The 12,044-nt window shown below is 51.3% G+C and carries 9 protein-coding genes; 4 read left to right on the top strand and 5 right to left on the bottom strand.

Going from position 1 to position 12,044, the window contains the following annotated elements; translation table 11 throughout:
- Both HP555_RS13425 and HP555_RS13420 read left to right on the top strand, forming a co-directional pair.
- The gene (locus HP555_RS13425) at positions 1-1,695 is read left to right on the top strand and encodes an ATP-binding protein (protein ID WP_199263075.1); all 1,695 of its coding nucleotides are present in this window, start codon (positions 1-3) and stop codon (positions 1,693-1,695) included.
- Between the two features lie 68 nt (positions 1,696-1,763).
- Positions 1,764-3,071: a diguanylate cyclase domain-containing protein gene (locus HP555_RS13420; protein ID WP_269846849.1), complete on the top strand. Its 1,308-nt coding sequence runs from the start codon at positions 1,764-1,766 to the stop codon at positions 3,069-3,071.
- A 2-nt stretch (positions 3,072-3,073) separates the two neighbouring features.
- On the opposite strand, the gene HP555_RS13415 is transcribed toward HP555_RS13420, so the two are convergent.
- The 5 genes from HP555_RS13415 to HP555_RS13395 form a co-directional block, all read right to left on the bottom strand.
- Positions 3,074-3,529: a CBS domain-containing protein gene (locus HP555_RS13415; protein WP_199263073.1), complete on the bottom strand. Its 456-nt coding sequence runs from the start codon at positions 3,527-3,529 to the stop codon at positions 3,074-3,076.
- On the bottom strand, positions 3,505-5,130 hold the full coding sequence (locus HP555_RS13410; protein WP_199263072.1) for an NAD(P)H-hydrate dehydratase: 1,626 nt from the start codon (positions 5,128-5,130) through the stop codon (positions 3,505-3,507). The genes HP555_RS13415 and HP555_RS13410 overlap by 25 nt, the downstream gene beginning before the upstream one ends.
- 197 nt (positions 5,131-5,327) lie before the next feature.
- Positions 5,328-6,836 carry an LPS export ABC transporter permease LptF gene (gene lptF, locus HP555_RS13405; protein ID WP_199263071.1) on the bottom strand — a complete coding sequence of 503 codons (1,509 nt, stop codon included), beginning with the start codon at positions 6,834-6,836 and terminating at the stop codon, positions 5,328-5,330.
- Positions 6,826-8,154, bottom strand: coding sequence for a M23 family metallopeptidase (locus HP555_RS13400; RefSeq protein ID WP_233249197.1), 1,329 nt, complete (start codon positions 8,152-8,154; stop codon positions 6,826-6,828). Before HP555_RS13400 ends, lptF begins: the two co-directional genes overlap by 11 nt.
- A gap of 96 nt (positions 8,155-8,250) precedes the next feature.
- On the bottom strand, positions 8,251-9,756 hold the full coding sequence (locus HP555_RS13395) for an Rne/Rng family ribonuclease (protein WP_199263069.1): 1,506 nt from the start codon (positions 9,754-9,756) through the stop codon (positions 8,251-8,253).
- Positions 9,757-9,932: 176 nt separating this feature from the next.
- Between HP555_RS13395 and HP555_RS13390 the strand changes: the two genes are divergently transcribed.
- Both HP555_RS13390 and HP555_RS13385 read left to right on the top strand, forming a co-directional pair.
- A complete protein-coding gene (locus tag HP555_RS13390) occupies positions 9,933-10,784 on the top strand; it encodes a glycosyltransferase family 2 protein (RefSeq protein ID WP_199263068.1) in 852 nt (283 codons plus the stop codon).
- The gene (locus tag HP555_RS13385) at positions 10,781-11,911 is read left to right on the top strand and encodes an SPL family radical SAM protein (protein ID WP_233249196.1); all 1,131 of its coding nucleotides are present in this window, start codon (positions 10,781-10,783) and stop codon (positions 11,909-11,911) included. Before HP555_RS13390 ends, HP555_RS13385 begins: the two co-directional genes overlap by 4 nt.
- The last annotated feature ends 133 nt before the right edge of the window (positions 11,912-12,044 follow it).

Below are 12,044 nucleotides of genomic sequence, written 5' to 3'. Positions count from 1 at the left end.
ATGGCAGAGATATCTTTAGAATCCCGGATTAAGAAACTGGAAACTGAGCTGCAGCAGCTTAAAGAAGAGAATCTCAACTTACAGCAAAAAGTTCAGCAGGCAGACTCTGCAAACCAGGCTAAATCCGAATTCCTGGCCATGATCAGCCATGAGATCCGTACGCCAATGAACGGGGTGATAGGGATCAGTGAACTGTTACTCACCACAGAATTACACCCCCGGCAGAAACACTTTGCTCAACTGATCAAAACCTCTGCTGCCAGCCTCTTGACATTGATCAATAATTTGCTCGATTTCAGCAAAATAGAGGCAGATAAAATGGTTTTAGACATCGAACCCTTTGATCTGCGGGTGTTGCTTGAACAGTTGCTGTCACTTTATCAGGTGACTGCCAAAAGTAAGGGGCTGACGGTCACCATTGAGCGTGATCCCGACCTGGCACCTTTGTATCAGGGGGATGCTTATCGTTTGCGCCAGATTGTGGTCAACCTGCTGGGGAATGCCATCAAATTCACTGAACAGGGGACGGTTACCCTTCGGGTGTTGAAGGTGTCTTCTTCCGAAGGGAGCGATCAACTCAGATTCGAGGTGCGGGATACCGGAGTGGGTATTGCCAAAGAGTCTATAGGGAAGCTTTTTCAGCCATTTACCCAGGTTGACAGCTCTTCCACCCGCCGTTATGGAGGCAGTGGGTTGGGGCTCTCGATCAGCGCCCGACTGATCAAACTTATGAACGGTGATTTTGGCGTGCAATCGGAGCTGGGTCAGGGTTCAACGTTCTGGTTTGTCATTACCCTGCCGCGGGAAGCGGGCAACATGGAGTTGCAAGCAAAGCTGAGCCATGTCGAACACCTGGATCCCGAACCTGTGACAACTGAGGCAAGAGAACCACAACCATCGGTTACAGAGGATGGATCACCACATACCCTCCGCCTTTTGATTGTTGATGATGAGGAAACAAATCGTGTCATCATGGGTGAAATTTTTCGACACGTACCTGTTGACATTGTTTTTGCCCGCAATGGGCAGGAGGCCATTGAAGCGTGCCGAAATAACCGGTTCAATCTGATCTTCATGGACTGCCAGATGCCGGTTGTCGATGGTTTTGCCGCGGCTGCAACTATTTTGGAGGAGGCGGCGAGACATCAGTATCCCTCACCGGTTATCATAGCCCTGACAGCTGATGCCACGGCTGCTGCCCAGCAGAGATGCAAAGAAGTGGGCATGGTCGATTATTTGGTCAAACCCATTGATTTTACCAGACTCATGGCAGTCCTTTCCAACTGGCTGCCGGAGCTGCCGCTTACTTTTTTCCCTCTGTCGATGAAAATGGAACAGACTGCCGAAATGAAGAATCCGACACCGGAAGTGGTTAACCTGGAGGTTCTCCAACGTTTGCGGGATTATGTCGGTGACATTGGACCGGTTATTCAGGTCTTTCTTCAGTCACTGGATCGACGCCTTGCTGAATTAGAAAAGGCGGTTCAGGCGAACGATCCGTTAGAGATCAGTAAGATCGCTCATACCATGAAGGGAAACAGCAGTCAGTTTGGGGCTGAGAATCTTTCTCATCTGTGTCAGTTGGCAGAAAGTATGGGGAAAAATAATAATTTGCAGCAAATAACGAGAATTTTTCAGCAAATAGTCAATGCGAGCCGACAGGTTAAAGAATTTTTTCTTGAACAGCTTGAATAATTAATAGTTTTTCATACAATACTAGGAGCCGCTGTTTTAATTTTATCACCCTATTCTGTTTTACGCCTATGACGGTTTCCTTACTTTCGGGTTCTACTCCTGTCATTTTGATTGTTGATGATGATGAAGTCATGCGCATGCTTATGCGTCAGTTTCTCGAAAGTGAGGGGTATGCGGTTGTTGAGGCCGAAGACGGTAGGGCGGCCCTTGAAAAATTGGCAGTTCAAGAGTTTGATCTGGTTATTCTTGATATCGCGATGCCGGGTATAGACGGACCGGGTGTCTGCGAGCACATTCGTTCCTCAATGGCCGATCCGCCGCCCGTTCTGATGGTGACGGCTCTGGATGATGAAAAAAGTATAGACCGTTCGTACGGTGCCGGAGCTGTTGATTATATTCGTAAGCCGTTGCGTTGGCCGGTCCTGAAAAACCGCATTCGTTACATCCTCGGGTCGCATTATGCCAAGAAGGAGCTTGAGCTGTTATCCCGCAACTATGAGATGATCCTTGATGCGGCGGCTAACGGTATTTGCGGTATTGATAATCTGGGACGGATCAGTTACATCAACCCGGCGGCGTTGAAGATGCTGGGATATGATAACGATGAGGTGTTGGGGGCGGACTGCCGGCAGATCTTTCGAATATCCCTGCCCGGCAGCAATGATTTTGTGGAGGACTGCTGTCCCTACTTTAGCCAGGTAGACAACATGACCACCATTTGTTTTGACGAAGCAAGGATGCTGCGGAAGGACGGTACCAGTTTTCCAGCGGATTTCCGCTCAACTCCGATTCTCCAAGGACAACGGTTGATCGGTGGGGTTCTTGTTTTTCAGGATGTGACCGAGCGACAAGAGGCTGCAGAACTTATCCGCTACATGGCCAACCACGACCCGCTCACAAATCTTCCCAATCGGAACTACTTTCGGAGACGTCTGCCGCAGGCAATTTCCCTGGCTAAGCGGTATAACCGTTTACTCTGTCTGCTGTTTATCGATCTTGATCGCTTTAAACCGATCAACGATCAGTATGGTCATGGCGTGGGAGACATTGTTCTGATGCAGGTCGCAGAACGGTTACGCACGGTTCTGCGAACTTCTGACTCGGTTTGCCGACTTGGCGGGGATGAGTTTGTTATCCTTCTTGAGAGTACCGAAACTCTTGAAGGTGCCACCCTGGTCGCACAGAAGGTCATTGACTCGCTTAACGAGCCGATCAAGGCTGCCGAACATATCTGTTCCATTGGGGCGAGCATAGGTATTTCGGTCTTTCCCGATGACTGTCAAGATGATGACACCATGCTTCGTCATGCCGATATTGCCATGTACGAGGCCAAAAAAAGAGGCCGTAACCGTTGGCATCTTTACGGTAGCGACTGAACCTACCTTCCATGGGCAATGGTCCGGATGATATCGGATTTACCAATGACGCCCACCAGTTTTCCTTGAGTCATCACCGGTAAGGTGTGAATTTTCTTCTCTGTCATCAGGGTAGCCAGCTCTTCAAGTCCTGTTTCCGGAGTGACGGACACCAGTTTACGTGAACAGATGTCACCGACCTTTGAACCGGATATCTTCTTGAGTTCCTGTTCCATTTTTCCCGGTCGTTCCAAAAAGACAAAGGCGTCAAGCAGGGCAAAGGTTGTGGGCAGGTGTACCTTTTTATTCTGAAAGATCAGATCACTTTCAGTCACGATACCGATAACAGCACCAGTGTCATCAACCACCGGTGCACCACTGATATTACTGGTGAGGAGCACAGCGGCCAAATCCCGCACGGATGTGTTTGCATTGACGGTAATTACTTCACGGGTCATGATATCTTGGGCGGTGAGCATAAGATCTCCTTGTCGGATGCTGTAATAAGGGTGCCGATACGTTGTGGTAAGGCAAGGGCAACATCTGAGGCCGTATAGCCGAAAGGCTGTTTACAGGCCAGATGGTCAGCAGCCAGGCCATGGAGGTAAACACCGAGACAGGCTGCTTGCCAGGGAGTATGGCCTTGAACCAGTAAACCACCAATGATTCCTGCCAGAACATCCCCCATACCGCCGGCACCCATGCCGGGATTACCTGTGGTGTTGATTGTCCAATACCCATCTGTCGAGGTAATGACAGTACCGGCCCCCTTAAGGACAGTGATCATGGGGGGAAGGTCATTGTGGGAATCGGTCTGGAGCCATAGAGCGGCGGCAAGTCGGTCAGCCTGTACCTGTTCGATGGATGTGCCCAGCAGCCGGGACATCTCGCCGGGATGAGGCGTGAGTATTCGTGGTCCTGCCGGTTGGCGTACCTGTTGCGGATGCGCCGCCAAAATGTTCAGTGCATCGGCATCAACGACCATTGGCAGCGGACTTTCCGTGTAAAGACGCAGTACCAGCTGTCCTGTGCCGATATCAGTACCGATACCCGGTCCAAGGATTATCCCGTCTTTTCCCTGACTAAGAGCTAAGATGTGCTCGTAATCGGTGATGGAGAAGATGTCGGTTGATCCGTACAGAGGGACAGACATGGCTTCGGCAAGACCGGTTTCAAATATCGGATTGAGATTACCTGGAACAGCAAAGGTAACCAGGCCGGCGCCACTGCGCAATGCTCCCTGGCCGGCGAGGAGAGCTGCACCGGTTTTCCCGGTGGAACCGGCAAGGATAAGAAGATGTCCATGGGAACCCTTGTGTGCCCCGATCTGTCGAGGTCGCAAAGCAGCGGTTATGTCACTGTCAAGGATCGAGCCCTTTAACTGCATCTGGCTGATTATTTTAGTGGGAAGACCTATGTCGACACGGACGAGTCTGCCGACGTGAGGGCCGCCATGGTGCAGGAGACCGGGTTTGGGAAGACCGTAGGTCACGGTGAGATCAGCATGAACCGCTTCACCAAGGACAGTGCCGCTGTCACTGTGGAGGCCGGAGGGAATATCGGCGCTGACGACAGGCATGTGGTGATGGTCGTGTAATATATTGATGCCTTTGACAAGTTCAAGAAACGGACCACTGATCGGTCGTTCCAGACCAGTGCCAAACAGGGCATCTACCAGACAGTGGACAGGATGCATCCGGTTAAGGGTCAGTATCGTGTCCACCAGAGTGAGCATTTTTTCTTTGTAATCCAGCACCTGGTATGGAATGCGTAACCGTTTGAGAATGCTGAAGTTGTGCCCGGCGTCTCCGGTTAACTGTTCCGGATCAGTAGCAAAGAAGACAAAGGGAACGGCTCCCTGGCCATGAACAGTACGGGCTATCACCAGTCCATCTCCGCCGTTGTTGCCGGGCCCGGCAAAGATGCAAACGGTTTTTCCGTTCACAGGACCAAAGAACTGCTGCATACTGTCCGCTGTCCCCCGGCCGGCGTTTTCCATGAGTACCATGCCCGGAATACCGATTTCTTCAATGGTCTGCCGGTCAAGTTCACGCATCTGCGTCGCTGAAGCTAGTTGCATCAATAGGTATGTTTGTGAAAGGGATGGAAAAGATTCTGAACTTCCTGTTTATAGCTCAAGTAACTCCATGGAAATATAAAAGGTATTTGATGTTGTGGCAACCTCCAACTCATAATCAGGAGACCGGCGGTTGTTTCACTCCTGGTGACATTTCTTGAGGTTGTGTCCAGTTCATGCAGTGTGTCCTGGCCTGGCCTTTACTGCGGTCCATCCGCTTTCTGCGCAAGGAGAGTGGCACAGAATTCACAGGGAGTAAAACCGGCCTCCCGGGCAACTCGGGGATTTTTGAAGCGTAATCGGCAGGTCGGGCAGTTGTAGTTTTTGCATGGCGGCAGATGGAAGATACCGGTGTTGACATCGGCATGAACGTGGAGCGCAGTGGTCTCAGAAACAGCATCAGAAGAGGTGTCGATACCTTTGGAATGACCGTTATGGACTGGTTTACGCAGGCGGCTGATAATCGGGCGGATAATTTTTTTTAACAGACTTTCGTAAACTACATACCAAAGCTGCCGGATCTGTCTGGGAAGAAGCGGTTTTTCCTGATAGGTCCGCCAGAGAAGGGATATGGCAAGCAGAGTAAAAATCACATTGGGCAGCCACAGACTGGGAACGAGCGGAAGGATACCTGTTTCGCCAAGGGCACGACAGGTTGTCAAGGCAATGTAATAGGTAATAAAAACCGCTAACCCGAGAGGAATCCCCACAGCGCGTCTTCCCGGTGATGCCTGCAGGCCGAGAGGCAGGCCAATGACACCGAGTATAAAACAGCCGACCGGCAGGACCATGCGGTTATGGTATTCGGAGAGATAGATACGTGCGGCTTTTGAGTCAGGGTCGAGTTGGGATGCCGCGGCTGACAACTGCTCTTGTGTCATCGCCCCGCGGGTTTGGCTGGAAAGATCCTCTTTACCGATTGTTGTCGGCGGTCGCAGGGATATCCTGAGCTGATATCTGCCGAACCGGATTGTCTGGTTGTCCATGCCCTCGGTGTTGTGCAGTGTGCCGTCGTTGAGGACTACAGTAACCAGCATCTGTTCCATGTCCGCATGCATCTGGCCTTGCTTTGCAACAGTGACCAGGGGTTCGGTTCGGCCGCGCATATCGGAAACGTATACCCCATGCCAGCGCTGCTGCTTGTCAATCTTATCAACGTAGAGCACGATGTCGCCCAAAGCTTCGGTAAACTCCTTTTCCTTGAGACCCTTGTCGATCTTTTCCTTGGCAAGCTGAAACATGAGCTGCTTGACACCTAAGGCACCGGCAGGGATGAGCTGAATGGAAAAGAGACCTGTCAAACAGGCAATAACGGCCAAGATGACCAGCACCGGCGGTAACATCTGGACAAGACTGACACCACAGGCCTTAAACGCCAGAATTTCGCGATCGCTGGCAAGTCGTGTAAACCCTACGATCACTCCGGCCATGCTGGCCATGGGAATGATGTAGAGGAGCATATGGGGAAAGATATAGGCAAACAGCCGGATGAAGTCGGCCAGGCCGATGCGCAGACTGAGGACGATGTCCAGCAGGGGGATGAGTCGTACCAGGAAAAAAACACAGTAGAGGATGAGGAAGCTGGCAAAAAACGGGGCTAACAGTTCATTGGCAATGTAACTGTAAAGCAGCAGAGGTGGTCGCCAGCGGAAGCTTCGACGAGCCCCCCCTTCTTCATCTCTCTTCTTTTTGCCGGATTCAGAGTGCATTGAGTGCTGATTTTATGTTCGCGTCAATCCACCGCTGGTCCCACCACTGGATAGGGGTCACGAAAATGCCATGGACCAGCATGGAGAAGTGAAGATGATCCCCGCCGGCCATTCCGCTGGTTCCGGAGCGACCGATTGGTTGATTTTTTGCCGCCAGCGTTCCCACTGTCGTATCAATGCTGCTGAGATGAGAGTAGAGACTGGCCACCCCTTGACCATGGTCGATGATGATCATGTTGCCGTAGATGCCCAGATAGCCGGCAAAGATCACCTTGCCGCGATTGGCTGCACGGATTTCAGCCTGTTGCAGAGAGGCGATGTCTACGCCAAGGTGGGTTTGTGTGTCAATAACCGTTCCATTGTAGAGATAGGTCCGTTGATCGGCATATCCGGCCCGTCCTGCCCCCGGCATCCGCAAGAACCGGTCAGACCACAGCTGTTGCGGGTCAGCGCCGGCACATACCTGGGCTATGGTTTCGTCATTTTTGAGTCGAATCTGGTTGTTCACAAAGAGGTACTTTTCGACCAGTGTGCCGGTGAGTTCCGGATAATGTTGCTCGAATTCCGGCATCTTCTGCTGGAGAAACCGGTCACTGATGGTGATGCTGTCCCGTTTGATCGGTGCGTTTTTAAACACTGTCGGCAGGGAGATACTGGCTTCATTCCCGGCTTCATCCTCGGCAACCACACGCATTTTTCCAGGTTGTTTGGCATCCCAGGGCAGCGCAAAATAACACACATAGGTGTCCTTTTTTCCGGTGGGATACCCTGGGAACCGGGTGCCGTCGATCATCACACCATGCCGTCCCGGTTGTTCAGAAACAGTGTAAAGTGCAACCCCGCTGCCCCCGTTTTGTATCGTTTGCTGAGCATGCACCAGGGTGAGAGCCGGCGGCTTGGTGTCCATGGTCACCGGGATTTTTTTGAGGGTTTTGTTACCTTGGAAAAAACCGTTGAGCGAGAAGTCTCGAATTGTGATGATCAGTTCAGCCTCCCCCTCTTTGATCCCCGCCTTCTGAGCATCAATCACGACAACCTCGTTCAATGCGGTTGGGCCCGCAGGTTTAAACCAGGCTTGACGAAGAAAGACCTTCTCCAGGAGTCTTTCGTTCCTCTCGCCCTGTTTCAGGGAGATGGTAATGGACCTGACACCGCTTTTCCGGTCGGAAATCTTAATGGGCAACTCAACTCTACCGCCAAGATACTTGATCTCCTTCCCCAGGTGCAGTGTCGGTTTTTCGAATTCAAAGAGCAGATAGGCAGCGACAAGGAGTGCGAGACTGCTGCAGATGCTGAGCAGAAGGAAGAACGATCGCATGCAACCGGGCCTTCGCGAGGAGCTGCGTAAACGGATATGTTTAACCATGGGCAACCGTGAAAAGAGTAAGTTTGATAAGAAGCCGATTCATTGGACTTATTCATTCCAGATGACATCATATCGTTTGATGTGCATATCAGGAACAGGAATGATTGTGAAACGTTTTTCAGTGATTCTTTCTAACTGTTCAATGGTGTACGATTGTTCGTTGAGTAACATCTCGGCGATTTGAGGATGAACTTTAATACTGACGTGTGCCCCTCCTATCTTACGGGCATCGCGGGTAATTTTGCGAAAGATCTCATGACAGATAGTAAGACGGGATTTGATGTGGCCATCACCACTGCAGTAAAGGCATGGTTCGCACATTGTCTGCATAAGACTTTCAGAAAGCCGTTTTCTGGTCATCTGCACAAGGCCGAATTCTGAGAGCTTGAGGATGTTGACCTTGCTCTTGTCGGCGCGCATTGCTTCCTGGAAGGCGGTGAACAGTTCTTCCCTCTGCTCCTCATTTTCCATATCAATGAAGTCAATGATGATAATGCCGCCAAGATTGCGCAGACGCAGTTGACGCGCTATTTCTCTCACCGCTTCCATGTTGGTTTTAAAGATGGTCTCGCTCAGGTCAGCGGCACTTACGTACCGGCCGGTGTTAACGTCAATGACCGTCAGCGCTTCTGTTGGTTCGATAACAATGTATCCGCCGGAACGCAGCCATACTTTTTTGTCCAGGGCGCTGTTGATGTCCGCCTCAACCCCATAGCGCTCAAATAACGGCATATCCGATTGATAGTAGGTTATTTTGTCGCGCAGCTGCGGCGCAAAGATCTCCGCATAGGAGAGGAGTTGGTCATAGACCTCCCGATTATCTGTCACCAGTTCGTTGGTCTCTTCAGTGAAGAAGTCCCGGACAGCACGGAGGATGATATCAAGGTCCTTATAGATCAGGGCGGGAGCCTGTGATTTTTGTGCTTTGGTCAATATCTCATCCCAGAGCAGCAGGAGAAACTCCATGTCGGCTTCAAGCGAATCGTTATCGATATTTTCGGCAACAGTACGTACAATAAAGCCGGTTCCAGGAGGACGAAGGGCTTCAATCTTTTCACGGAGTTGATGACGTATCGTTTCGTCTTCGATTTTACGGGAGATGCCGATATGATCGGTGAGCGGCATGAAGACCAGGTTGCGGCAGGGCAGGGTGATGTTGCAGGTGAGACGCGCACCTTTGGAACCGATAGGTTCTTTGGCAATCTGCACCAGAATTTCCTGACCTTCACGTAGAATCTGATTGATTGTCAGGTGTGTGTACGGTGGTGCCGGCGGCTTGGTCCATAACTTATGGCCAGGGTTTAATCGCTGATAGTTGTCGGAAAAAATGTAGAGAGCTTCGTCAACATACAGAAAACCGGTTCGATCAAGACCGATATCCACAAAAGCGGCATCAATACCCGGTAGTACCCGAACAACCTTGCCCTGGTAAATGTTACCGATTAAACCCTTTTCTGAAACCCTTTCCAGATGAAATTCACGCAGATGACCATTTTCCACCAGGGCGATTCGGTTTTCATAGAAAGTTGCGTTGATAAGAATGTCTGTGTACATAAAAAAACCTGCTCAACTCCCATGGGGCAGCGCCTTGCCGTCCAGCTCACCAGGGTAGGAGCAAAGGAGATTTAGAAATTAAACTATGTACTATACCCAATCGTTGACAAATCGCCAGAATAAATTGGCTGCGCCTAAAGGTGGCAACGGTCGGCAACTTACAGTAAATTGCGTTCATGTTGATCACCGTAATTATTCCGACCTGTAATCGTGCAGGGTATCTGCAACAGGCTATAGAATCGGTATTCTCCCAGTCGCTTCCCTGCAGTGAGTTGCTTGTCATTGATGACGGTTCCACCGATGATACGGTCAGGCTGGTGGAGCGTCTGGCCAGCTCCACTTCTGTCCCTGTCCGTCTGTTCTGTCAGGAAAATCAAGGTGTTGCCTGTGCCCGCAACCATGGTGTCCGCATGGCCAGAGGCCGGTTTATTGCCTTTCTTGACTCAGATGACCGGTGGCTGCCGGAGAAACTTGCCGTGCAGATGACAGCCATGCAGGCTGCGCCGCATCTGCTGATTTCCCATACCCGGGAGCTCTGGTTTCGTCGTGATCAGCGCGTCAATCAGAAAAAGAAATATGAGCCGCCGCACGGAGATATCTTCCTGCGCAGCTTGAACATGTGCGTTGTCGGGATGTCTACTGTGCTGGTACGGCGAGAGCTGTTTGATCGTTATGGTCTGTTTGACGAGTCTCTTCCGTGCTGTGAAGACTATGACCTGTGGCTGCGTGTAGGCAGCAGGGAGCCGTTTCTTCTGGTTCCAGAGGCACTGACCTGCAAATATGGCGGCCGTTCCGATCAGCTGTCAACGATCCATCGCGCGGGCATGGATGTGTATCGTATCCGCTCATTGTGCCATCTTCTCGACGCCGGTGGATTGACTTTTGAGCAGCGGCATGCCGCTGTCGCGGAGTTGACACGTAAATGCCGGATCTACGGACAGGGCTGCCTTAAGCGTGGTCGTGTTGAAGAGGGGCAGGAGTATTTTGATCTGGCCGCGGGCTATCACCAGGAGGAGGGGAGTCGTTGAAGTATTCAGTGTCGTCGTATGGTGATCCCGGGCGTTTTGTGACCCAGCTCCATATAGCCAGGGATTGCCTTGACCACCCGTATACACAGGAGATAATTGACCGTAGCCGACTGCCGGTGAGTGTGGTTGAAGAGAACGGTCGGCCTGTTATTGACGGCAGGTACCCGCACAATCTGAGTGCCGGCAAACGTCATCTGTTTTTGTGCCGGCACCGAGGTGCCTTTTTTAAACCCTGCCCCGGCACTCGGGAGTATCGTTGTTGCGGGTATCAGGTATTGAACATCGGCATGAATTGCCCAATGGACTGTGTGTACTGTATACTCCAGGCGTATCTCAACAATCCGTGGCTCAGTTTTTTTGTGAATGTCGAAGATCTGTTTGCTGAGCTTGACCAATCCCTGCATGCGGAACCGCATCGTTTTTTTCGCATAGGGACCGGCGAGTTCACCGACAGCCTGGCTCTGGATACCCTAACCCACCTCAGTCCCCGGCTGGTGGAGTACATGGCCGGACAATCCAATGCAGTTTTAGAACTGAAGACCAAAAGCGTAAACATTGCCAACCTGCAGGGACTGTATCATCAGGGGCGAACAATCGTTGCCTGGTCACTGAACAGTCCTCCGATCATGATGCGGGAGGAGGTTCGCACAGCCACCCTTAACGAACGGCTCCAGGCAGCTGCACAGTGCTCCAGGTGGGGGTATGCACTGGCTTTCCATTTTGATCCGATTATTTTTCATGACGGGTGGCAGGAGGGATACGCCCATACCATTGATAAGCTCTTTGCTACAGTTCCAGCAGACGCCATCGCCTGGATCAGTTTGGGTGCATTGCGCTATCTGCCGTCTCTCAAACAGATCGCTGCTGAACGTTTTCCGGTCTCACGTTTTTTTTATCAGGAGTTTATAGATGGTCTTGATGGGAAGCGCCGGTACATCCGTCCCCAGCGGGTCATCATGTATCAGTATATTTTTGAGAGGTTGCAACGATACGTGCATCCCGACACCTGCATCTACTTCTGCATGGAAAACGATACGGTGTGGCAAGAGGTCTTTGGATATACTGCTGAAGAGCGCGGCGGTCTGCCTCTGATGCTTGACCGGGCCGTGTGTCATCACAGGCCATAAAACAACCGCGCCGACATTTCCGGCTGCTGCTCTTTTTTCGAGTGGCAGGAATCCTTGGTTTTTTATTGTCGACTGCTTATGTTGTCATCTCAGGTAGAGGATGATGCAACCTGCAGAGGGGGCATTGGTTTTT

Source organism: Desulfobulbus oligotrophicus (genome assembly GCF_016446285.1).
In the GTDB taxonomy this organism is placed as follows: Bacteria; Desulfobacterota; Desulfobulbia; order Desulfobulbales; family Desulfobulbaceae; genus Desulfobulbus; species Desulfobulbus oligotrophicus.
Note: the sequence above shows the minus strand (reverse complement) of the source record. Positions and strands in the feature narration are given on the sequence as shown.

What these genes read in the sequence shown, in the direction of transcription:
- lptF (WP_199263071.1), bottom strand. Translation starts at nt 6,836, where the DNA reads ATGCACTCTGAATCCGGCAAAAAGAAGAGAGATGAAGAAGGGGGGGCT.
- HP555_RS13390 (WP_199263068.1), top strand. Translation starts at nt 9,933, where the DNA reads ATGTTGATCACCGTAATTATTCCGACCTGTAATCGTGCAGGGTATCTG.
- HP555_RS13425 (WP_199263075.1), top strand. Translation starts at nt 1, where the DNA reads ATGGCAGAGATATCTTTAGAATCCCGGATTAAGAAACTGGAAACTGAG.
- HP555_RS13415 (WP_199263073.1), bottom strand. Translation starts at nt 3,529, where the DNA reads ATGCTCACCGCCCAAGATATCATGACCCGTGAAGTAATTACCGTCAAT.
- HP555_RS13400 (WP_233249197.1), bottom strand. Translation starts at nt 8,154, where the DNA reads ATGCGATCGTTCTTCCTTCTGCTCAGCATCTGCAGCAGTCTCGCACTC.
- HP555_RS13395 (WP_199263069.1), bottom strand. Translation starts at nt 9,756, where the DNA reads ATGTACACAGACATTCTTATCAACGCAACTTTCTATGAAAACCGAATC.
- HP555_RS13410 (WP_199263072.1), bottom strand. Translation starts at nt 5,130, where the DNA reads ATGCAACTAGCTTCAGCGACGCAGATGCGTGAACTTGACCGGCAGACC.
- HP555_RS13420 (WP_269846849.1), top strand. Translation starts at nt 1,764, where the DNA reads ATGACGGTTTCCTTACTTTCGGGTTCTACTCCTGTCATTTTGATTGTT.